The sequence below is a fragment of the Salinimicrobium catena genome, from assembly GCF_900102915.1.
Classification (GTDB): Bacteria; Bacteroidota; Bacteroidia; order Flavobacteriales; family Flavobacteriaceae; genus Salinimicrobium; species Salinimicrobium catena.
Genome location: NZ_FNGG01000002.1, coordinates 32626 through 55903 on the forward strand (window position 1 = coordinate 32626; position 23278 = coordinate 55903).

21 protein-coding genes are annotated in these 23278 nt (G+C 44.4%); 11 read left to right on the forward strand and 10 right to left on the reverse strand.

Going from position 1 to position 23278, the window contains the following annotated elements; genetic code table 11:
• Positions 1-62: 62 nt before the first annotated feature.
• The 3 genes from BLS64_RS04780 to gcvT form a co-directional block, all read right to left on the reverse strand.
• Positions 63-353: a 4a-hydroxytetrahydrobiopterin dehydratase gene (locus BLS64_RS04780; protein WP_093112926.1), complete on the reverse strand. Its 291-nt coding sequence runs from the start codon at positions 351-353 to the stop codon at positions 63-65.
• Positions 354-434: 81 nt separating this feature from the next.
• Complete coding sequence (locus BLS64_RS04785) at positions 435-1253, reverse strand: sugar nucleotide-binding protein (protein WP_093112383.1); 819 nt, start codon at positions 1251-1253, stop codon at positions 435-437.
• Between the two features lie 5 nt (positions 1254-1258).
• The gene (gene gcvT, locus BLS64_RS04790; protein ID WP_093112384.1) at positions 1259-2341 is read right to left on the reverse strand and encodes a glycine cleavage system aminomethyltransferase GcvT; all 1083 of its coding nucleotides are present in this window, start codon (positions 2339-2341) and stop codon (positions 1259-1261) included.
• Between the two features lie 142 nt (positions 2342-2483).
• Here gcvT and BLS64_RS04795 point away from each other — a divergent pair, with 142 nt between their 5' ends.
• Together BLS64_RS04795 and hutH are read left to right on the forward strand one after the other, a co-directional pair.
• Positions 2484-4013 carry an NAD(P)H-hydrate dehydratase gene (locus BLS64_RS04795; protein ID WP_093112385.1) on the forward strand — a complete coding sequence of 510 codons (1530 nt, stop codon included), beginning with the start codon at positions 2484-2486 and terminating at the stop codon, positions 4011-4013.
• A gap of 28 nt (positions 4014-4041) precedes the next feature.
• Entirely contained in the window at positions 4042-5547 is a 1506-nt protein-coding gene (gene hutH, locus BLS64_RS04800) for a histidine ammonia-lyase (protein ID WP_093112386.1), read from the forward strand.
• Here hutH and BLS64_RS04805 read toward each other — a convergent pair.
• Together BLS64_RS04805 and fumC are read right to left on the reverse strand one after the other, a co-directional pair.
• Positions 5517-5918 carry a hypothetical protein gene (locus BLS64_RS04805; protein WP_093112387.1) on the reverse strand — a complete coding sequence of 134 codons (402 nt, stop codon included), beginning with the start codon at positions 5916-5918 and terminating at the stop codon, positions 5517-5519. The genes hutH and BLS64_RS04805 overlap by 31 nt on opposite strands.
• Before the next feature lie 127 nt (positions 5919-6045).
• Positions 6046-7443, reverse strand: coding sequence for a class II fumarate hydratase (gene fumC, locus BLS64_RS04810; RefSeq protein WP_093112388.1), 1398 nt, complete (start codon positions 7441-7443; stop codon positions 6046-6048).
• Positions 7444-7639: 196 nt separating this feature from the next.
• On the opposite strand from fumC, the gene BLS64_RS15165 reads away from it, so the two are divergent.
• On the forward strand, positions 7640-7813 hold the full coding sequence (locus BLS64_RS15165; RefSeq protein WP_093112389.1) for a hypothetical protein: 174 nt from the start codon (positions 7640-7642) through the stop codon (positions 7811-7813).
• A gap of 111 nt (positions 7814-7924) precedes the next feature.
• On the opposite strand, the gene BLS64_RS04820 is transcribed toward BLS64_RS15165, so the two are convergent.
• The 4 genes from BLS64_RS04820 to prfB form a co-directional block, all read right to left on the reverse strand.
• Positions 7925-10471 (reverse strand): outer membrane beta-barrel family protein, encoded by a 2547-nt coding sequence (locus tag BLS64_RS04820; protein ID WP_093112390.1) that lies wholly within the window; start codon positions 10469-10471, stop codon positions 7925-7927.
• A 72-nt stretch (positions 10472-10543) separates the two neighbouring features.
• Positions 10544-10930, reverse strand: a complete 387-nt coding sequence (locus tag BLS64_RS04825) for a hypothetical protein (RefSeq protein ID WP_093112391.1) — start codon at positions 10928-10930, stop codon at positions 10544-10546.
• 88 nt (positions 10931-11018) lie between these two features.
• Positions 11019-11363, reverse strand: a complete 345-nt coding sequence (gene arsC, locus BLS64_RS04830) for an arsenate reductase (glutaredoxin) (protein WP_093112392.1) — start codon at positions 11361-11363, stop codon at positions 11019-11021.
• A gap of 57 nt (positions 11364-11420) precedes the next feature.
• A protein-coding gene (gene prfB / locus BLS64_RS04835) for a peptide chain release factor 2 (protein ID WP_143019274.1) occupies positions 11421-12519 on the reverse strand; the annotation gives its coding sequence in 2 pieces (ribosomal slippage) (positions 11421-12455 and positions 12457-12519; 1098 coding nt in all).
• Between the two features lie 94 nt (positions 12520-12613).
• Between prfB and BLS64_RS04840 the strand changes: the two genes are divergently transcribed.
• Together BLS64_RS04840 and BLS64_RS04845 are read left to right on the forward strand one after the other, a co-directional pair.
• Positions 12614-15013 (forward strand): zinc-dependent metalloprotease, encoded by a 2400-nt coding sequence (locus BLS64_RS04840; protein ID WP_093112394.1) that lies wholly within the window; start codon positions 12614-12616, stop codon positions 15011-15013.
• 16 nt (positions 15014-15029) lie between these two features.
• The gene (locus BLS64_RS04845; RefSeq protein WP_093112395.1) at positions 15030-16058 is read left to right on the forward strand and encodes a threonine aldolase family protein; all 1029 of its coding nucleotides are present in this window, start codon (positions 15030-15032) and stop codon (positions 16056-16058) included.
• A gap of 70 nt (positions 16059-16128) precedes the next feature.
• Here the strand turns inward: BLS64_RS04845 and BLS64_RS04850 are convergent, their stop codons facing one another.
• Complete coding sequence (locus BLS64_RS04850) at positions 16129-16488, reverse strand: YbaB/EbfC family nucleoid-associated protein (protein WP_256325191.1); 360 nt, start codon at positions 16486-16488, stop codon at positions 16129-16131.
• A 92-nt stretch (positions 16489-16580) separates the two neighbouring features.
• Between BLS64_RS04850 and BLS64_RS04855 the strand changes: the two genes are divergently transcribed.
• From BLS64_RS04855 to BLS64_RS04880, 6 genes are all read left to right on the forward strand, one after another.
• A complete protein-coding gene (locus tag BLS64_RS04855; protein ID WP_093112397.1) occupies positions 16581-18650 on the forward strand; it encodes a S9 family peptidase in 2070 nt (689 codons plus the stop codon).
• 88 nt (positions 18651-18738) lie between these two features.
• Positions 18739-19779 carry a PLP-dependent cysteine synthase family protein gene (locus tag BLS64_RS04860; RefSeq protein ID WP_093112398.1) on the forward strand — a complete coding sequence of 347 codons (1041 nt, stop codon included), beginning with the start codon at positions 18739-18741 and terminating at the stop codon, positions 19777-19779.
• Between the two features lie 224 nt (positions 19780-20003).
• Positions 20004-21263: an aminotransferase class I/II-fold pyridoxal phosphate-dependent enzyme gene (locus BLS64_RS04865; protein WP_093112399.1), complete on the forward strand. Its 1260-nt coding sequence runs from the start codon at positions 20004-20006 to the stop codon at positions 21261-21263.
• 156 nt (positions 21264-21419) lie between these two features.
• On the forward strand, positions 21420-22028 hold the full coding sequence (gene wrbA, locus BLS64_RS04870; protein ID WP_093112400.1) for an NAD(P)H:quinone oxidoreductase: 609 nt from the start codon (positions 21420-21422) through the stop codon (positions 22026-22028).
• A gap of 85 nt (positions 22029-22113) precedes the next feature.
• Positions 22114-22548: a MarR family winged helix-turn-helix transcriptional regulator gene (locus BLS64_RS04875; RefSeq protein ID WP_245693373.1), complete on the forward strand. Its 435-nt coding sequence runs from the start codon at positions 22114-22116 to the stop codon at positions 22546-22548.
• Positions 22549-22635: 87 nt separating this feature from the next.
• A complete protein-coding gene (locus tag BLS64_RS04880; RefSeq protein ID WP_093112402.1) occupies positions 22636-23208 on the forward strand; it encodes a YceI family protein in 573 nt (190 codons plus the stop codon).
• Positions 23209-23278 lie beyond the last annotated feature (70 nt).

Below are 23278 nucleotides of genomic sequence, written 5' to 3' on the forward strand. Positions count from 1 at the left end.
CTTGATTTAAATGTAGCGTAAAAATAGAAAAAACATCCATTCTCAAAAGCAGGAAAAACAGATTATTCTTCGTTTCCCACGATCTTCTCAATAGAATGGGCCAGGGTAAAATCTTTTTCGGTTACCCCACCGGCATCGTGGGTAGAAAGGGAAATTTGCAATTGATCGTAGACATTGAACCATTCCGGGTGATGTTGCTGGGCTTCAGCTTCAAAAGCGATGCGCGTCATAACAGAGAATGCTTCTTTGAAATCCTCGAACCTGAAGCTGGTGTGAATGGCCTCATCTTTAAATTCCCAGTCCTGCAGATCTTCCAGTTTTTTGTAGATCTCTTCTTCGGTTAGTTTTTTCATCTTCATAAGGTTTTCTACTTAAAGTTAAGAAAGCCAACTAAGAGAAGATCGGGGGTGATCGTTTTTAGTAGAAGATTAACATCAGCTCACCATGCTGCTGGTCACTACCTCATGTACAGAGATCTGCAGATTCTTGGGCAGGAGGTTATCCTTGGGAATGACCGCGAGAAAACGGTCAAAATTAGAATCATACACATTCATCAATAATGGTTTTTTCTCTCCCAGCGCCTCGCAGATCTCGGTTACCAGATCATTATGATGAATAAGGTCTTTGCTGCCCAGGTGAAAAACTCCCTGCCGGTTGCGATTTATGATATAATGCAACTGCTGGGTAAGTTTTGCTTCGGTGGTCGCGTTAACCACCACGTTAGAAAATACTTCAATGGCTTCCTTTTCCTGCAGTTGTTTTTTGATCTCCTGTACCCGTGGGGAATTGGCGCCGTAGACCATCGGGAGTCGGGCTATGACATACTTTGTATTGGGTAACCGAAGCAGGGCGTTCTCTATCTTGATCTTGAACCTTCCGTAGACGCTTTGAGAAAGTGTCTTGTCATATTCATATGAAGGATAATTGGTGAAAGCATCAAAAACGTTAGCTGAAGAAAGAAAAATGAGCTTGGTATTTTTATTTTGAAGCAGGTAATTTATGATCTCAAAATGGGCATGCACCTGCGCATCAAAATTTCCGCGCAAGGCAGAAATGATGATGTTGGGGCGCAGATTTTCCAACAGAACGCTAATACTTTCCCGCTCCACATCGTATTGATGGAACTTATGGTTCTTTTGGTAGAAAGCATTGTCTGTGAAATAGGTGCCGTGCGTGTCAAAATAAGGGTATAGCTCTTTATACAAGGCATTGCCGATAAAGCCGCTTGCTCCTAAGATCAATATTTTTTTCAAAAAACTTATCCTTTATAAAATGGTAACTTTACCACCGTCGCAGGAAGAGCTTTTTTACGTACCTGAATGTTTATCTTACTTCCCGGGGCGGCAACTTCTGTAGGAACATATCCTAAACCTATCCCTTTTTCAAGAGAAGGACTCATAGTTCCCGATGTTACCACGCCAATAACCTTGCCATTGTCGTCTACAATGTCATAGCCCTGGCGAGGAATTCCGCGTTCATCCAGTTCAAAACCAACCAGTTTCCTTTTAGGTCCCTGTTCTTTTTGCTCTTTGAGAGCTTCAGAGTTGATGAAGTCTTTTGTGAATTTCGTGATCCAGCCAAGGCCGGCTTCTATAGGAGAAGTAGTGTCATCTATGTCATTTCCGTAGAGACAATAGCCCATTTCCAGCCTTAATGTATCACGGGCTGCTAAACCTATTGGCTTTATCCCGAAGTCAGCACCTGCTTCAAAGACCTTATCCCAGATCTTTTGTGCATCTTCATTTTTGCAGTATATTTCAAAACCGCCGCTACCGGTATATCCGGTTGCTGAAATAATGACATTTTCCACTCCGGCGAAAGGCGCCACCTCAAAAGTGTAGAATTTAATGGCGGAAAGATCCACATCGGTAAGAGACTGCATGGCTTCCGCTGCCTTTGGTCCCTGAATGGCCAGGAGCGAATATTCATCAGAAAGATCGCGCATGGTGGCGTTCATCGTGTTGTGCTGAGAGATCCAATTCCAGTCCTTTTCGATATTTGACGCGTTCACCACCAGCAAATATTTTTCTTCATTGAACCTGTAGATGATAAGGTCATCTACGATCCCGCCGTTATTGTTGGGCATACAGCTGTATTGAGCTTTCCCGTCAACCAGTTTTGAGGCATCGTTAGAACTGATCTTCTGAATAAGTTCAAGAGCATGCTCTCCGGTGATAAGGAATTCTCCCATATGGGAAACATCAAATACTCCCACACTTTTGCGTACAGTTTCATGTTCGGCGTTTACGCCTTCGTAAGATACTGGCATATTGTATCCTGCAAAAGGAACCATTTTAGCATTAAGTGCAATATGGGTAGAAGAAAGGGCTGTATTTTTCATTTTTGAATTTAATTTGAGCAAATTTATTAAATTCAGGAGTGATAACGCCTTTTGAGAAGAATTTTTCGAAGAATTTCCTCAACCGGGAGCAGGGCATGAAGGAAATTCTATATTTGTAAAACTTTAAAAGGTTACCAGGAGCATGAAGATCTTTTCGGCCAATCAACTTCGAGAGGCAGACCGCCTAACCATTGAGAAACAGCAGATATCCTCTAATGATCTCATGGAAAGAGCGGCGACCCTGGTGTTCGAGGAGATCCATAAACGTTTGGAAGGTGCCGATATTCCCGTGAAGATATTCTGCGGAATAGGAAATAACGGAGGAGACGGCCTGGTCATAGGAAGGCTGCTGCTGGAGCAGGGTTACGATGTCACCATTTACATAGTGAACTACAGCGACCAGCGATCAAAGGATTTTCTGATCAATTACGACCGGGTCAAGAACATGACTAAAAAGTGGCCCGTGCTGCTGAAGTCTGAAGATGACTTTCCAGAGATCAACGTTGGAGATTTTGTCCTGGATGCCATTTTTGGAGTAGGCCTTAACCGGCCCCTGGTGGACTGGGTGGAAAACCTGGTACGGCACATTAACGATTCCGGCGCTTTCGTGCTGGCCGTTGATATGCCTTCGGGCTTAATGGCCGATGAACCTATGCCGTCCAAAAGTGTCATTATCAAGGCAAATTATACGATCAGCTTTCAGTCAGCCAAACTCTCTTTTTTTCTTCCCGATACTGCGGAAAATATAGGTGAGCTGCAGATCCTGGATATAGGTCTTGATAGGGAATACCTGCAAAAGACTGATGGGGTGGCCCAGCTTATAGGGAAACAGGAGGCAAAAGCTCTTTACAGACCCCGTAATAAATTCTCCCATAAAGGAACCTTCGGCCATGCATTAATGGTAGGAGGAAGTTATGGTAAAATAGGCAGCATTTGTCTCGCAAGTACAGCAGCTTTAAAAGCAGGTGCCGGAATGGTCACCATTTTTGCTCCTGCCTGCGGATATGAGATCTTGCAAACTGCACTGCCGGAAGCAATGGTGATCACAGATCCCGACGACAAAATCCTGACCGATATTCAGTATGAGCTGGAACCCGCCGCCACTGGATTTGGAGTAGGCGTGGGAACAGATCAGCAGACGGAGAAAGCGATGGAGCAATTGCTTCGGAAAAATAAGAAACCCATTGTCATTGATGCCGATGGCCTAAACATACTTTCGCGAAATAAAGAACTTTTTGAATTGTTGCCGGAAGGAAGCATACTCACGCCACACCCAAAAGAACTGGAACGTCTTATTGGGGAATGGTCCAATGATTTTGAAAAACTGGAGAGATCGCGACAGCTTTGCAAAAAGCACAATTTGATCCTGGTCATTAAAGGTGCTTACACCCTTACGCTTACTGCTGAAGAAACTTTCATCAACACCTCAGGGAATCCCGGGATGGCTACAGCAGGCAGCGGGGATGTGCTAACCGGAATTCTTACGGCCATGCTTTGCCAGGGCTACAGTCCGCTGAGCGCGGCTATTCTGGGAGTCTACCTTCACGGAAGATCGGGAGACCTGGCTGCCGAAAAATTTAGTTATGAAGGGGTAGTGGCCGGCGATATCGCCGCACGTACAGGAGCGGCCATACTCGACCTCTTTCAAACCCAAAAGAACAATAAAAATTAACCTACACCATAAATACCCAATTTACTAAATGAAAGATCATCATTACATAAGTTCTTCGGTCATAGACCTGGAGGAGATCAAAGACATTATCGATAATAAAAAGAAACTGGCTCTTAGCGACGAGGCGGTGCTGAACATTGAAAAAGCCCGAAAGTATCTCGATGATAAGATGAAAGAGAACAAAACCCCTATCTACGGGATCAACACCGGGTTCGGTTCTTTGTGCAATGTCAAAATCACTTCAGAAAACCTTACCCGTCTTCAGGAAAACCTTGTGAAATCTCATGCCTGCGGAACAGGGGAGAAGATCTCCAAACCGGTGATAAAGCTTATGCTCCTGCTGAAGATACAGTCCCTTAGTTACGGGCATTCGGGAGCTTCACTGGAAACGGTGCAAAGGCTTATTGACTTCTTCAACGAAGATGTGTTGCCAGTGGTTTATTCACAGGGATCTTTAGGAGCTTCGGGAGACCTGGCGCCACTCGCACATTTATCGCTTCCGCTTATAGGAAAAGGTGAAGTTTACTACGAGGACAAAATAGTTCCTTCCGAAGAAATTTTGAAGAAATTTAACTGGGAGCCGGTAAAACTCCAGTCTAAAGAAGGCCTGGCGCTGCTGAACGGTACCCAGTTCATGAGCGCACACGGAATTTACGCGCTTCTTCAGTCTTACCGTCTATCCATGTGGGCAGATGTCATAGGTGCATTGTCTGTAGACGCTTATGATTGTAACATGTCACCCTTTGATGAGCTGGTACACCTGGTAAGGCCTCACAGGGGACAGGTAAAAACAGCTGAAAGGTTCAGGAATTTGCTGGAGGGAAGTGAGATCGGCCGACAGAGCAAAAAAAATGTCCAGGACCCTTATTCTTTCAGGTGTATTCCGCAGGTACACGGAGCGACAAAAGATACCCTGAGCTTTGTACACAAATGCTTCAAGACCGAGATCAATTCGGTGACCGATAATCCAAATATCTTCGTGGATGCTGATAAGATCATTTCCGCGGGGAATTTCCATGGACAACCTCTGGCATTGTCACTGGATTACCTGGCGATCGCAATGGCGGAACTTGCCAACATTTCTGAAAGGAGGATCTATCAACTGGTTTCGGGATTAAGAGGACCGGCATTTTTGGTGGACGCTCCCGGACTTAACAGTGGGTTCATGATCCCGCAGTATACTGCTGCAAGTATTGTAAGCCAAAACAAGCAGCTTTGTTCTCCCGCAAGTGTGGATTCAATAGTGTCTTCGAACGGGCAGGAGGATCATGTGAGCATGGGTGCCAATGCGGCTACTAAATTGCTGAAGGTGCTTGATAACGTGTCTACCGTACTGGCTATTGAATTGTTCAATGCCTCACAGGCGCTTTCTTACCGCCAACCTCATAAAACTTCGGAATTCCTTGAGAAAATGGTGGCAGAGTTCAGAGCAGAAGTTCCCCTTGTGAGGGAGGATGTTGTCATGGCTCCCTTCATTAAAAAGTCAAAAGAATTTTTAGAGAACTACCAGTTGGCCGATTCCTTTTTGGATTGATGGGCCATGATCTCCCTTATCCAGATCTTAGCTTCTTCTAAGGAGCTAAAGATCTGGAAAGGATTCTTATTGGTGTAGAACTGCTTTTCCAGTTTGGCGCTGCTGCGTGCCAGTTCATTTTCAGAAACAACGGCTATTGCTTTAAGTTGAGGATGAGCAGCTGCTTCCCTGTATACCATGGGATCTACAGCATATGAATTGATGCGGTTGGAGATATATCCAAAAGCTTCATTGTTGAATACCTCGCCGGCGAGTTCCAGCACCTTGCGGTTCTTTGGTACGTCCAGGAGGACTCCTTCATTGCATTCGGTTACTATAAGGTTTTCGTAAATTCTGATAGTGGCGAATTCCAGCTCTATTGTGTTGATCATTGTTTGTAAGGGAATAGGTGGTGAAAATAGGAGAATTAATTTGAACCTGAAAAGGGAATCCAAAAAAATAACCCTCAAAAATTGTTTTTTCGAGGGTTATTTTTTTATAAAGATGATGTTATCTATCCTATTTGAGGCCTCCAACCATATCTTTTGGATTTACCCATTCGTCAAACTCTTCGGCAGTCACATAGCCAAGGTTAACTGCTTCTTCTTTTAAGGTCGTTCCGTTATTATGTGCCGTGTTGGCTATTTCGGCAGCTTTGTAGTAACCAATCTTCGTGTTCAATGCTGTTACCAGCATCAGGGAATTGTTTAGTAGCTCCTGGATCCTTGGGTGATTAGGTTCGATCCCCGCGGCACAGTGTTCTTCAAAAGATACGCAGGCATCTCCTAAAAGCTGGGCGCTCTGCAGAATGTTGGCAGCCATCACCGGTTTGAAAACATTCAGCTCAAATTGTCCCTGCATACCACCCACATTGATAGTCACATCGTTCCCAATCACCTGGGCACAAACCATAGTAAGCGCTTCCACCTGAGTAGGGTTTACTTTTCCGGGCATGATAGAAGAGCCCGGTTCGTTCGCAGGAATAATGATCTCTCCGATCCCGCTTCTTGGCCCCGAAGCCAACATCCTGATATCGTTCGCGATCTTGTTCAAAGATACGGCCAGGGTTTTAAGCGCTCCGTGGGTTTCAACAAAAGCATCATGCGCAGCAAGGGCCTCAAATTTATTAGGGGCAGAGATGAACGGAAGTTCGGTGAACTTCGCGATGAATTCTGCTACCCTTTTGGAATATCCTTTTGGAGTGTTCAACCCGGTTCCTACAGCTGTTCCTCCTAGTGCCAGTTCAGAAAGGTGCGGAAGGGTATTTTCCAGGGCGTTCAGTCCGTGGTCAAGCTGAGAAACATAACCGCTGAATTCCTGGCCAAGGGTGAGGGGAGTGGCATCCATGAAATGGGTACGCCCTATTTTTACCACATCCTTGTATTGGTCAGCCTTTTTCTTCAGGGTATTTCTTAGTTGTTTAATTCCCGGAATGGTCACTTCCACGATCTTCTTGTAAACCGCAATGTGCATCCCTGTTGGGAAGGTGTCATTTGAAGATTGCGATTTGTTCACATCATCATTGGGAGCCAGGGTCTTTTCGCCTTCCCCAATTTTTTTCCCGGCCAGTTGATGAGCACGGTTAGCGATCACCTCGTTCACATTCATATTGCTTTGAGTTCCGCTTCCTGTTTGCCAGATGACCAATGGGAACTGGTCGTCATGCTTGCCTTCAAGGATCTCATCGCAAACTTTAGCGATGTAGTCACGCTTGTCTACGGTAAGGGCTCCTAATTCACAGTTGGTAAAAGCCGCAGCTTTTTTAAGATAGGCAAACCCGTAAATGATCTCCAGCGGCATGCTTGCCGGGGCACCAATTTTAAAGTTATTCCTGGAGCGCTCGGTTTGTGCTCCCCAAAGTTTATCGGCAGGGACTTTGACTTCCCCCATGGTATCTTTTTCGATTCTGTAGTCCATAACGGTTAATTATTTGATACAAATTTACAGTTTCAGGAAAATTTCAGGGAGAAATTTGCCATAAAATTAATGGCTTTCAAGCTATTATTTTAAAAAGCTGAAGATCACGGGAGGCTTGTGAAAAATAAAATAAAAACTGTTGTGATAACTTGGCAGAGTTTCTATCTTTGGCAAAGATTCAAAAATCAAGGAAATCATGTTTGAATTTGATCAATATCTGGGGTTTTTAGCCTTCATCATCATCTTACTCATCGGGTTTTGGGTAATGTTGTTCCTAACTGCAATCATTCCTTACTGGATTGGAGGGGCGGTTAAAGAAATGATGGATGAGCGTAAAGAGAAGAAACGCCTGGAGAATGAAAAAGCATAAAGAAAAGGACTTGAAAAAGTCCTTTTTTTTTGTGCCCTGTTCAAAATCGAGAAAAAGAAAAAGCCGTCAATAACGACGGCTTTTTCAGAGCTAACCAACAACATTAACTAATTAAAATTCTCCTTCTCCTCCTTCCATATCTTCGTTTCCGTTCTCTCCTCTTCTTCTTTCCCTTTCGTTTCTTTGCTGATTGAACCTGTAGGTAAAAGAGAGGGTGATACTTCTTTGTCTCCACTGGAATTCGCTGTTCCTTTCAAAGCTTTTGGTAAGGGTATAAGCGTCTCTTTTTCTCGAATTCAACAGGTCTCGCACGTTAAGGGTCAAAGAGGCTTTGTCATTGAACAATTCCTTGCTCATGGCCATGTCTATCATGAAAATACCCTGTCTTTCGGTTTGTGCTCCTTCCGAAGCTCCGCGATAGAAAGCATTTGTTTGCCAGTCTATCTTTGCTGGCAGTGTTACTTTTGAACTGAATCTTCCATACCAGCTGGTATTTTTGGCACTATAGTCCACTCCATTGTATTCTCCTTCGGTATCGAACTGGAAGAAGTTCACGCTTCCGTTCAAACGCAGCCATTTCGCCGGGTTATAGAGTAAACCTGCTTCAGCCCCCACCCGCTGGTTGGTTGCCAGGTTAATTGGAATGGTCCTGATAACTTCATTGTTATTTCCTTCATCATCTTCAACAGTCGATATTTGTTCGACCCTTTCGAAGGAATCGGTTTCGTACTGGTAATAAACTGAAGAGGTCAAAGTGAGTTTTTTCCATCTCTTCAAATACCCCAGATCAAAGGCATCTGAATAAGCGGGTTGCAGATTTGGATTCCCCTGGAAAATGTTAGTTCTACTGGCTCTCGACGGAAATGGATTAATGAACCAGCCACGAGGCCTGTTGATCCTCCTGTTATACCCCAAAGTAACGTTTTCCTGCTCTCCCAATTCGTAGATAAGATTCACTGTAGGAAATAACCCTAGGTAGTTATTGTCAAAATCGGTATCAATAGGTATCCCGAATTCTTCCTGCAGTTCTTCTTCGGTAAGTTCAGATTCAATCTTTCCTTTCAGCTGAGTGTTTTCAAGTCTTAACCCCAAAAGGAATGAAAATTCTCCAAATTTATTTCCATATTGAGAATAAAGGGAATTCACGTTCTCGGTGTAAGTAAATATATTTGTCAGAGGGCTTAACTCAAGATCTCCAGTCTGTCTGTTTTCTAACAGCAGCTGGTAATCTGTAATCTCTTCTTCAAAGTTTCCGCGGTATCCGGCTTCAAACTGCGCGTCTTCCCCAATAGGTTTAACGTAGTCTGTTTGGATTAGGATCTCATTCTGAGATTCCTCCGTGTAAGTTCTTTCAAGAGGGTAGAAGGGGGCAGGCTCTGAAGTGGTGTTGGAAAGGATGACCTCATTGATGTTCGCATTTTGGGTTTCTTCGTCTCTTTCGTACTGAAGGTCGGCCGTAAGCTGGTGTCCGCTGTCATTGAATTTATTGATGTAATTCAGGGCGATCTGGTAACTGTTATCGTCTTCTATCTGGTTTTCCTTTCTCAGGGTCTCCAGCATACCGTCCTTAAATGCCAAACTGTTATTTGTAGTAAGGTCTTCGTCCTCGCCATACCTGTAGAAACCGGTCGCGGTAATAGAAGATCTGTCGGTGAGATAATACTCCATTCCCAGGCTGGTATAGAAATTTCTATTCAGCCTATCCATTTGCCTGTCCTCAATAAGCCGGTCAAAAGAAGGAGTGACCAGCTCTCCATCAGCATCGGTGTATTCAAAATAACGGGTATCGGAATATGCCATACCCGGGGCGTCGAAATAGCGGAATCCGGTAGTGTTGAAAAGGTTGAATTTATTGGTCCTGTAGTTGACATTTGCTGAAAGTCCAACCTGGTCTGGGTGTCCTACTCGTGCTGAAACTGAGCCGTTAAAGCCAAGGGTTTTCTCTTTTTTGAGGATAATGTTTAGTATACCGGCGGTACCTTCGGCGTCATATCTTGCTGAAGGGGAAGTGATCACCTCTACACGTTCAATAGCTTCGGCCGGAAGCTGTGACAGCACATCGGTATTACCGAAGCCTGCCATTGCCGAAGGTTTTCCATTGATAAGGATTCGAACGTTCTCATTTCCACGAAGGCTGATGCCTCCTTCTATATCTACAGAAACCGATGGTACGTTGTTCAGGGCGTCGGCCACGGTTCCCCCGGCTGTGGTGAGGTCTTTCCCAATGTTATATATTTTCTTGTCCAACCTGACCTCTACCTGAGTGGTTTCGGCTGTTACCACGACCTCATCCAGCTCCCCGGCGGCCATTCCTAAAACGATGGTGCCCATGTCCAGGTCAGAATTTATCTGACGGTTTGCGAAATTCTTGGGTTCAAAAGAAATGAATTCAATGTTGATGTTATAAGTGCCCCTGGGTACCTCTATTGCAAAATTTCCCTGCGGATCTGTAATCCCTCCGGTAAGTTGTTCCGGATTCCTGGTACTTTGAAATGAAATGGTCGCATATTCCAAAGGAATGCCGCCTTCATCTGTAACTTTTCCCGTTACCGTGTAGCGAGGCATTTCGGAAGTCTGCTGCGCAAGAAGATTAAAAGAAGAAAATAATAGAAAAATAAAGGCGCTACACCATAGCTGCCAGGGTCGATTCGTGATCATACTGGTTTTTTGTTCTTGGACAAGAAAAAGAACAAAGGGTTTAAACCGGGATCATGAAAATTCAACAAAAATTTAGTGTCTCCTGTTCTGTTTGCGGATGCGTTCTTTGGAAAGGGAGAGGTACCGCTCGTATTGAGGGCCGGTGAGAATGTCTCTCATGTCTTTGTACTCAAGCTCCTGCAGCCGGCGTAAACGTTTCGTTTTGGCCTCTTCCCGCATTTTAGACTGGATGAGCTTGTTCTTTTTAATGGCGAATTCAATGATCTTCTTTTCCATCAAATTGGCCTGTTTGGCAGTAAGGCTTAATTCTTTTTCCCAGTACTGCGTAGCTTCCCGGGCAGCTTCCCTTAGCTGTTTGTCAGGATCATGTTGAGTGATGTTCTGGGCTACCACAGCGGCAGTTGCCATAAAAGAAATGGTAAAGACGATCAATAACCGGTATTTCCTGTTCAATCTCATGTTAGATACTTTGGTTAAAAGTAAATAAGATAGGGAATTGAGCAGGTTAATCCAAGGTTAAATCTTCCTTTTTCTGTGTAAAAACTTGTTAACCAAGCAAATCTGAAATTTTAGTAGCCGGCCTGCCTACTACAGCCTTATTTTCCTTGACCACTATAGGCCGCTGGATCAATTTTGGATGTTGAACCATCACTCTAACCAGTTCGTCATCGCTGAGGTCTTTCCCTTTGTAGTTCTCTTTCCAGATCTTTTCATCGGTTCTCACCAGCTCTATGGGAGCCATTCCCAACTGCTCCAGAAGTTCTGAAAGTTCCTCTTCAGTGACAGGTTCTTTTAAATATTCACGTACTTCAAAATCTTGCCCTGATTCTTTTACCAGTTCAAAACCTTCTCTTGATTTTTTACAACGCGGATTGTGATAGATAGTTAGCATTTATCTCGTATTTATATTTTCAAAGGGCCGGAGAATTTCCGGCCCCTGAATTTACAATTATTCTTCAACTTTTTGACCCATCATCATGAGATAGGATTTAAGGAAACTGTCAATGTCACCGTCCATGACGCTGTCCACATTCCCGGTTTCTTCTCCCGTTCTCACATCTTTGACCAGTTTATATGGGTGCATTACGTAGTTCCTGATCTGGGAGCCCCATTCGATCTTCATTTTTGAATCTTCGATCTCTCTTCGCTGTGCCTGTTGCTTCTGAAGTTCGATCTCGTACAGCTGACTTTTCAACAACTGCATGGCTTTGGTCTTGTTGTCCAGCTGTGAGCGGGTCTCCGAATTTTCTATGACGATCCCTGAAGGGGCGTGCCTCAATCGTACGGCGGTTTCCACTTTATTGACGTTCTGACCTCCCGCACCCGATGAACGCATGGTCTCCCAGGAAATATCGGCAGGGTTGATCTCTATCTCTATGGATTCGTCGGCCAGCGGATATACATAGACCGAAGCAAAAGAAGTGTGTCGTTTAGCGTTGCTATCGAAAGGGGAGATGCGCACCAGTCGATGCACTCCGTTCTCGCCTTTGAGCCATCCAAAAGCATATTCCCCTTCTATTTCCAGGGTCACGGTTTTGACTCCGGCTACCTCACCTTCCTGGAAGTTCAGTTCCCGTACTTTAAAACCTCTTTTTTCGGCCCACCTTAAGTACATGCGCATCAGCATTTCGGCCCAGTCACAGCTTTCTGTTCCCCCGGCACCGGCGGTTACCTGTAGAACGGCGCTAAGGCTGTCTCCTTCTTCAGAAAGCATGTTCTTGAATTCCAGATCTTCGATGAGCTGCAACGACTTTTCATGGCGTTCATCAACATCTTCCTGGGTGGCTTCTCCTTCTTTGTAGAATTCATAAATGACTTCAAGGTCATCTACAAGCGTGACTGCCTTTTCATAATCATCGACCCACTTCTTTTCAGCGTTGAGCTCTTTAACAAGAATTTCGGCTTTTTTTGGGTCGTTCCAGAAATCGGGAGCAAGGGTCTTCTCCTGCAGGTTGGTTATCTCTATTTTTTTGGCATCAACGTCAAAGATACCTCCTTAACGCAACCAGGCGATCCTTGAGGTTCTTAATAGTGTCTGTATTGACCATAGGTAAGATTTTAAGCAAAAATAGAATTTCGGGGGTTTCCTGAAAACTATTTTACGAATATTTTATAGTTTTAGCTTTCCTTAAAATCCGTCCCATGAAGCTACATTTTTACCTTCTTTTTACTTTTTTCATTTCTTTTAGCCTCCACGCTCAAATCACAGATAAGGAGGATCTGGAAAAATATAAAGGTTTCTTCGATTTTTACTACGACGGTTCAGAAGACAAGATATATCTGGAAGTAAAAGACCTGAACGAGCCGTTCCTGTACACCCATTTTCTTACCACCGGCGTGGGCTCTAACGATGTCGGATTGGACAGGGGGCAGTTGGGCGACGGAGTGATTGTGGAATTCAGGAAAGCAGGCAACAAACTGCTTTTGGTGCAGCCCAATCAAAAATACAGGGCGCTAACAGATAATTTACAGGAGAAAAAAAGCGTGGAGGAAGCTTTCTCGTTTTCAGTGCTTTACGGATTTGAGATCAAGGAAAAGAAGGTTAATACCTATATTATTGATCTAACCCCCTTCCTGCTGCAGGATGCCCATGGGGTATCTCAAAAGATAAGCCGTGGCAAGCATGGAAACTTCAGCCTGGATAAAACCAGAAGCGCGCTTTCCCTGGAGCGCACAGAGGCTTTTCCCGAAAATGTTGAATTTGAAGCCCTGCTGACTTTTAGCGGGGAAGCCAAAAGTTCGACCTTAAGAGAAGTTTTGCCGGACCGCAGCAGCCTTTCTGTACTACAGCATCATTCCTTTGTGAAACTACCTGATGACAATTACCAAAAGAGGATCTTCGATCCTCGCAGCGGGGCTATTCCTATTGCGTATTACGATTATGCAGCTCCTGTTCACGAACCTATTTTAAAAAGGTTTGCCATTCGCCACAGGCTTGAGAAGAAAGATCCAGGTGCAGCTGTGAGCGAACCGGTAGAGCCTATTGTTTACTACCTTGATCCGGGAACCCCAGAACCGGTGCGATCGGCATTATTGGATGGAGCCCGCTGGTGGAATGAGGCCTTTGAGAATATTGGTTATAAAAATGCCTTCCAGGTGAAGATCTTGCCCAAAGACGCCGATCCGCTTGATGTTCGCTACAATGTCATCCAGTGGGTTCACCGTTCAACCAGGGGATGGAGTTATGGAGCAAGTGTGGTAGATCCGCGAACGGGCGAGATCATAAAAGGCCATGTAAGCCTGGGAAGTCTGCGCATTCGGCAGGATTTCTTGATCGCCCAGGCTCTCATAAACAAACCTTTTGAAGAAAATGATGAGAACCATGAAAAGATGCTGGAGATGGCCCTGGCCAGGATCAGGCAGCTTTCTGCCCACGAGGTAGGTCATACCCTTGGCTTTGCCCACAATTTCGCGGCCAGTGTGAATGCCCGTGCCTCAGTGATGGATTATCCTCACCCTCAGTTTAGATTGAAAGATGGAAAAATCGATATGACTGAAGCTTACGATACCGGCATTGGAGAGTGGGACAAGGTGACGGTGAAATACAGCTACGCTGATGTTCCTGAAAATATTTCGGAAAGGGCATTTTTGAACAAGGTTATTTCCGAAGCAACAGCGAATGGATTGCAATTCATTACAGATAGTGATGCCCGTGCTTCGGGAGGAGCGCATGTCAATGCCCATTTATGGGATAACGGAAAAAGCGCAGTTGAGGAGCTGGAAGATGTTTTGGAAGTGAGAAAAGTGGCTATTCAGAATTTTTCCGAAGATAATATTAGGACCAATGAGCCTTTCTCTGTGCTGGAAGATGTTTTTGTTCCATTGTATTTCCTGCACCGGTATCAAACTGAAGCGGCTGTTAAGTTAATTGGCGGGCTGGATTATAATTATGCCGTAAAAGGAGGGGAGGAAGATACTTTTCAGGTGCTGGAAAAGCGGCTTCAAAAAGAGGCTTTAGAGGAGGTGTTGCACACGCTTTCTGCGGAAGTGCTGGCCATTCCAAAAGAAAAACTTGATCTTTTCCCGCCGCGTGCCTACCGATACGCTAGAAGTAGGGAATCTTTTCAATCAAATACAGGAGTGGCCTTTGATGCCCTGGGCGCAGCGGCTACAGCCAGTGAATTTACCCTAAGTTTGCTTTTGCATCCCGAAAGGGCTGCCAGGCTGGTGCAGCAAAATGCGATCTATCCTGATCAACCCGGCCTGAGGGAAGTACTTGAAAAGCTGGTTTCAGGAACCATTCAGAAAACAAAAAAAGATGAATACCTTCAAAAAGTGCAGAACAGCATCAATTTTAATGTGCTGCAGCATTTGATGGCCCTGGCCGTCAATGATAATTCCATTCCGCAGGTAAAGGCTGAAACCAATAAGGTGATCAACGACCTGGAGGCTTGGCTTGAAAGAAATCCCAATGTGATCCACCAGCAGATGTTGCTGGAGATAGAGAACTTCCGCAGAGATCCTGCTGCCTATAAAGTACAACCCATAGCACCTAAAATTCCTGATGGTTCGCCGATTGGAAGCATTATGTGTGAGGGATAATTTAAATAAAATCAATATGAAAGAAATAGATCTAAGAAGTGATACGGTGACCAAACCTACCACTGGCATGCTGCAGGCCATTATGAGCGCAGAGGTGGGAGACGACGTATATAAAGAGGACCCGACGGTAAATGAACTGGAGCAGAAACTGGCAAAAATGTTCGGGATGGATGAGGCTCTGTTCTTCCCGACCGGAAGCATGGCTAACCAGGCCGCCATTAAGTTGCACACTCAGCCGGCAGAACAGCTTATCTGCGATAAATGGGCGCATGTGTTCAATTACGAAGGCGGCGGAGCCTCCTTCAACAGCGGGGTTTCCTGTAAACTTGTAGACGGGGACCGCGGAATGATCACTGCCGAACAGGTGGAGGAAAATATCAATCCACCCGATTTTTACCATAGCCCGCTGACGACTCTCGTTTGCCTGGAAAATACTACCAATAAAGGCGGGGGAGCCTGTTATGACCTGAAGGAGATCAAAAAGATCAAAAAGGTATGTGATAAGCATAACCTGGGATTGCACCTGGATGGGGCCCGACTTTTCAATGCTTTGGTGGCAAAGAAAGAAGATCCAAGAGATTACGGGAAGATATTCGATACCATCTCTGTGTGTTTGTCAAAAGGCCTGGGGACGCCCATGGGATCTGTGCTTATTGGGAATAAAAAGGTCATGAAAAATGCCATGCGGGTAAGAAAAGTTCTGGGTGGCGGTATGCGGCAGATAGGGTTTATGGCTGCGGCAGGGATCTATGCCCTGGATAATCACGTGGAGCGATTGGCACAGGACCACAAAAGAGCTTCAGAGATCGGAGAGGTCCTGCGGGGACAGGCTTACGTGAACGAAGTGGAGCCGGTAGAAACCAATATCGTAATATTTTACCTGCAGAATGCTTCAGATGAAGCTAAGTTCATGAAAAAGCTTCAGGAAGAAAAGATAAGGATCAGCAACATGGGGCAGGGTAAATTAAGGATCGTGACCCATTTAGACTATTCCGAAGAAATGCACCAGAGATTTCTTGAAGTGCTGCGATCGGTAAAGCTGTAACAGCAGAAAACAAAAAAAGGCCGGTCAAAAATGCAGTTTTTTGACCGACCTTTTTTTTTGGGCTGATAAATTACTTCAGCATATCGTTCATTCCCGGAATGTCGGGCATGCCTTCCTTTGCAACGGCAGCCAGTTCGGCTTCGTTCACTTCGGTGGCTTTCTTAACGGCTTTGTTAAGGGTAAGGATCAGGTAATCTTCCAGCTGCTCCTTGTCTTCCAACAGTTCGTCTGCAATGTTGATGCTCTTGATCTCCCTGTTGGCGGTGATGGTGACCTTTAGCAAACCGTCGCTGGACTGCTCGTCAAGAAGGACGGTATTTAATCGTTCTTTGGTTTCCTCAACTTTCTTTTGGGTCTCTTTGATCTTATTCATCATGCCCATCATATCTCCAAACATAGTATTCTTTTTAAATTGTAATACAACAAAAATACCAAAATAGACCTTACGCTTAACCGATGTGCCGTGTTTTAAGTTTTCTTTATTAGAAATCTTACCTTTGTCGCTGGTTAAAAATTGAGAAAATGAAAGTTGCCGAAAAAGAGATCATTCCCCCAAAAGCCAAAAAATCACCCGTAAAGCTTGAGAAGCATGGAGATGGAAGGATAGATAATTATTTCTGGCTAAGGGAAAGGGACAATCCTGAAGTGATCGATTACCTGAACCGGGAAAATTACTATAACGAAAAAATGACCGCCCATACAAAGGGCCTTCAGGAGAACCTTTTTGAGGAAATGAAAGGGCGCATCAAGGAAGATGATTCTTCTGTTCCTTATAAACTCAATGGTTACTGGTATATCACCCGCTATGAAACCGGGAAGGATTACCCGATATACTCCCGGAAAAAGGAAACTTTAGATGCCCCCGAAGAGATCCTTTTTGACGTAAACGAGATGGCAAAAGGTTATGATTATTACCGTCTTGGCGGCCTCAATGTTAGTCCCGACAACAAGCTCATTGCCTTTGCCGTGGATACCGTGAGCCGCAGAAAATATACCATACAGATCAAGAACCTCGAAACCGGGGAGATACTTCCGGTGAAGATCAAGACCACTACCGGCGGGTCTACCTGGGCAAATGACAATAAAACCCTTTTTTACGCCCGTAAAGATGAGGAAACGCTTAGGAGTGATAAGATCTATAAACACAGGCTTGGAACAGACCCAAAGCAGGATGAGCTGGTTTTCTTTGAGGAAGATGAGGCTTTTCATACGTATGTGTATAAATCAAAATCTGACAAATACCTCATTATAGGATCTGATAGTACGCTTACCTCTGAATACCGGTTCCTTGATGCCGATGATCCCGATGGAACCTTCAGGGTGGTACAGCCCAGGATAAGGGGAGTGGAATACAGTATCTCGCATTACCAGGATCATTTTTATATACTTACCAATAAAGACGGGGCTACAAACTTTAAGCTGATGAAAACTCCTGTGACGGCAACCGGCCAGGAGAATTGGGTTGATGTGATCGCCCAACGTGACGAAGTGCTGCTGGAGGACATAGACCTTTTTAAGGAATACCTGGTAGTGAGCGAAAGAAGTGATGGTCTTAACAAGATCTACATAAGCAGATGGGATGGTTCTGACGGCTATTTCCTTCCCTTTGATAACGAAACCTACACCGCCTATACCGGAACCAATCCTGATTTTGACACAGACATCCTTCGCTATACCTATAATTCCCTTACCACTCCCACGCAGGTTGTAGATTTCAACATGAAGACCCGGGAAAAGGAGGTGAAAAAGGAGCAGGAAGTGCTTGGAGGGAAATTCAGAAAAGAGAATTACGTTTCTGAACGCATCTGGGCTACAGCCCGTGATGGAGAGAAAATTCCAATGACCCTGGTGCACAGGAAAGGTCTGAAGAAGGATGGAACAAATCCGGTGTTGCAATATGCCTATGGTTCTTATGGTTCTACCATAGACCCTTATTTTTCCACGGCCAGATTAAGTCTTCTGGACAGGGGGTTCATCTTTGTGCTCGCCCACATTAGGGGAGGAGAGTACATGGGCAGGAACTGGTATGAGGAAGGAAAGCTGCTGAAAAAGAAAAACACCTTCACCGATTTTGTGGACTGCTCAAAACACTTGATCAGTGAAAAATATACTTCTCCAGAGCATCTTTATGCCAGCGGAGGTTCTGCAGGGGGGATGCTGATGGGCGTGGTTGCGAACATTGCCCCGCAACTTTATAACGGGATCATCGCTGCTGTGCCCTTTGTTGATGTGGTGACCACTATGCTTGATGAGACCATTCCTCTTACCACGGGCGAATATGACGAGTGGGGAAATCCAAATATTCCGGAATATTATGAATACATGAAATCCTACTCCCCATACGATAACGTGGTGGCGCAGGATTATCCCAACATGCTGGTCACTACCGGGCTTCATGATTCGCAGGTGCAATACTGGGAACCTGCCAAATGGGTGGCCAAGTTAAGAGAGCTTAAAACAGATGACAATAAGTTGCTGTTCCACACCAATATGGAGGCAGGACACGGAGGTGCATCCGGGCGTTTTGAGGCACTCAAAGAGGTCGCCGAAGAGTATGCTTTTCTGCTGGATTTGGAAGGAATTGACCAATAATTAAAATATTTGACTTAAATTTGCTGCGTTTTGTAATCGTGTTTGGTGATTTCCTAACAAGCAGGATTATTGTAGATAACTTCAATTTATGAGAGAGGATTTACAGGTATTCGATAACGTGTTGCAGTTAATAGGTAACACCCCCCTTATCAAGTTAAACAGGATCACTCAGGATTTCAAAGGTGATTTCTTCGCCAAAGTAGAAGCCTTTAATCCCGGACACTCCACCAAAGATAGAATTGCACTTTACATTATAGAAGAAGCCGAGAAAAAAGGCATTCTTAAACCCGGGGATACCATTATTGAAACCACTTCAGGTAATACTGGTTTTAGTATCGCAATGGTGAGCATCATAAAAGGTTATGACTGCATCCTTGCGGTAAGCTCCAAGTCCTCACAAGATAAGATAGATATGCTGCGCTCAATGGGAGCAAAGGTTTATGTTTGTCCGGCGCACGTGTCGGCAGATGATCCTCGTTCATATTATCAGGTTGCAAAGAGAATGCACGACGAGATAAAGGGTTCGGTATATATCAACCAATACTTCAATGAGCTTAATATCGAAGCTCATATCAAATCTACAGGACCTGAGATCTGGAAACAGACCGAAGGAAAGATCACTCACCTTGTAGCCTGTAGCGGAACCGGCGGAACCATTTCTGGAACTGCGAAATACCTGAAGGAACAGAATCCCGATATCCGAATTATTGGAATTGACGCTTATGGTTCTGTGCTGAAGAAATACCATGAAACCGGGGAGTTCGATTCTGCGGAGATCTATCCGTACAGGATAGAAGGCCTTGGAAAAAACCTTATCCCAACCGCCACAGATTTTGAAAGCATAGACAAATTCATCAAGGTGACCGATGAGGACAGTGCCCATACTGCACGGGAAATCGCCAAGACCGAAGGTCTTTTTGTAGGGTACACCAGCGGTGCTGCCGTACAGGGGGTGAAGCAACTTGCCGAAGAAGGAGAGTTTGACGAAAACAGTCGGGTGGTTGTTATCTTCCCAGACCATGGTTCGCGCTACATGAGCAAGGTCTACAGTGACGAGTGGATGAACGAACAGGGCTTCTTTGACAGCAAACACGAAAAGACCACCAACAGGATCGAATTCGTAAAATAGCTTTCTTCAGCTTACATTACCTCTCCAAGTTTTTTTGGCACTGCTTATGCGGGAATAGTTTCTTAAATTTTTCCCTTTTAAGTAGATCTTTCTGCCCTGATTTCTGAAAAAGGATTTAGTGTTAAATTATGTATGAAGAGGTGTTTTTCAGCGTTCTGAGGGAAAACAAATTATGAGGTTGTTATTAATTTATTACTTTTGCAGTAAGTTAAAAAAATTATAAAATGGCAGATTTATTTGACAAGATATACAAGGATAAAGGACCATTAGGAAAATGGGCAGAACAGGCCGAAGGCTACTTCGTTTTCCCAAAACTGGAAGGTCCTATTTCTAACCGAATGAAGTTTAGAGGTCAGGATGTCATTACCTGGAGTATCAATGACTACCTGGGATTGGCTAACCATCCGGAAGTGCGAAAGGTGGATGCCGAAGCTGCCGCAAAATACGGTTCAGCCTATCCAATGGGAGCCAGGATGATGAGCGGGCATACAGATCTGCACGAGAAACTTCAGGATGAATTGGCATCATTTGTAAGTAAAGAAGCTGCTTATTTGCTGAACTTTGGGTACCAGGGGATGGTTTCTACCATTGATGCCCTTGTTTCAAAGAAGGATGTTATTGTTTATGACGTAGATGCGCACGCTTGTATCATTGACGGGGTGCGTCTTCACCTGGGGCAAAGATTCACCTATAAGCATAATGACCTGGAGAGTATTGAAAAGAACCTGCAAAGAGCAGAGAAGATCGTAGAGCAGACCGGGGGAGGTATCCTGGTGATCTCTGAAGGGGTTTTCGGAATGCGTGGAGAGCAGGGGAAACTTAAAGAGATCGTAGCGCTTAAGGAAAAGTACGATTTCCGTCTGTTCGTTGATGACGCTCACGGATTTGGAACTCTTGGAGCTACCGGTGCTGGAGCAGGAGAGGAGCAGGGAGTTCAGGATGGAATAGATGTGTACTTTGCTACTTTTGCCAAATCTTTGGCGAGTACGGGAGCTTTTATTGCAGCCGATAAGGAGATCATTGACTACTTGAAATACAATTTGCGTTCCCAAATGTTTGCGAAATCCCTTCAAATGCAATTGGTTGTTGGAGCATTGAAACGTCTGGAGATGCTTCGTACCATGCCAGAGCTTAAAGAGAAGCTATGGGAGAACGTGAATGCCCTTCAAAGGGGACTTAAAGAAAGAGGTTTTGATATTGGAACTACCCAAAGTTGTGTGACTCCGGTTTACCTTAAAGGAAGTATTCCTGAAGCTATGGCTTTAGTAAAGGACCTAAGGGAAAATCACGGAATCTTCTGTTCAATCGTGGTGTACCCGGTAATTCCGAAGGGACTTATCTTGCTTAGATTGATCCCAACCGCAACTCACACCCTTGAAGACGTGGAGGAAACACTTAGAGCATTTGCCGCAATACGCGAGCGTCTTGAAAATGGTACTTACAAAAGACTTTCTGCAGGCGTAGCTGCTGCAATGGAAAAATAAGATCTGAAAATGATTTTAAAGAGTCCCCGAGAGATCGGGGATTTTTTTTGCTCTTTTCAGAAAGGAGGGTTATCCAGGTTTATAATAAGTTTAATAAAATTTACCTCAGTGAATCGTAATTTATAATAGCAGAAATCAGCATAAAATCAAACAGTTATGAAAGATGTAAAACTTGTAGTTATTTATTACAGTTCAACAGGAATCAATCATCAACTGGCTCAGTGGGCGGTTGAAGCAGCCAAGGAAGCCGGCGTAGGGGAGGTGCGGTTGCGAAAGGTCAAAGAGACCGCTCCCAAAGAAGCAATAGCGGAAAACGAAGATTGGAAAAAACATGTAGAAGAAACCAAAGACGTGGAGGAAGCCACTATGGATGACCTGGAGTGGGCAAATGCTTATATTTTCAGCGCACCTACTCGTTATGGAAATCTACCATCCCAGTTCAAACAATTCCTGGATATGACAGGAGGTTTGTGGTCGTCGGGCAAACTGGCTAATAAAGTGGTTTCAGGAATGACCAGTGCAGCCAATCTTCATGGTGGACAAGAGTCTACACTCCTTTCGTTATACAAGACAATGTTTCACTGGGGAGCTTTAGTCGTAACCCCGGGTTATACAGATGAAGTCATGTTCAAAGCCGGTGGTAATCCTTATGGAGTTAGTGTGACCGCAGGGAAAAATCACCTTAATGAACAGATCAAGGCGGCAGTCAATCATCAGGTAAAAAGAACCCTTCAGATCGCAGACCTTATTATCAAAAGGAAATAAAATTTTTTCCTGAAATTATTTGTGGAATTAAGTTTACAATAATATATTTGTACATACAAATGTTGTAATTACAGCAATGGGAGCGATGGAAAATAAAGATCAATCACTTTTAACGCGTACGGCGGTCATTGAAATGATCCTAAGCGGCACGTGGGTGCAGGACCATCTTTCTGAAGCTCTTAAGCCTTATAAGCTTTCAATAGCGCAATTCAACGTGTTGCGTATCCTGCGGGGGCAGAAGGGGAAGCCTGCTTCCTTGGCCTGTGTCAATGATAAGATGATACACAAGATGAGCAATACGACCAGGCTGGTAGACAAACTGCTGAAAAAAGGCCTGGTGGATAGGATCATTTGTCCCAACAACAGGAGAATGATCGAATTGACGATTACTTCGGAGGGATTGGAGCTGCTTAAGGAACTTGACGTGGTTATAGACAAAACAGAAGAACAATTGATGAGCAATCTGACCCCCAACGAAGTGAATGCTTTAGTAGAGCTTTTACAAAAATTGAAAGAATAAAAAATTTTACGATAACATTTGTCTATACAACTAATGTATAGACGAATACTAGATAGAAACCAAAATTAACTTTAAAATCAGAGAAAAATGAAAAACAGATTAATGAGCGCAGCAGCCCCGGTTCTTATTTTTACAACCCTTTCATTCACTACCATTAAAAAGCAGGTAGACGTAGAGGCAAGCACGATAGAGTGGACAGGTAAGAAGATCACCGGTGCGACGCACACAGGAAACATTCAGCTGAAGGAGGGATTCTTAAACCTTACAGAAGAAGGTCAGCTGGCGGGGGGAGAATTCGTAATGGATATGAACACTATCGTGGTGACCGATCTCACAGGAGAATACAAGACCAAGCTTGAAAATCACCTTAACGATGACGATTTCTTCGGAGTGAACAAATTCTCCACTTCAAAACTGGTGATCACTGAAGTTAAGCCGTTAGAGGGTGATGAGTATGAGGTGACAGGAGACCTTACCATTAAAGGAAAGACAGAGCCGGTGACTTTTAACATGCAGGTGGAAGAAGGTACTGCTACCGCAAAGGTGGTGATAGACAGGACCAAGTATGGTATCCGTTACGGTTCCGGAAGTTTCTTCTCAAATCTTGGGGACAACACCATTAATAACAACTTTGTATTAGATGTGAATCTCAAGTTTTAATAAAGAAAAATTGCTATGAATTAGAAAGGGCCGGAAATTTTCCGGCCCTTTCTATTTTAATAAAGTAAAA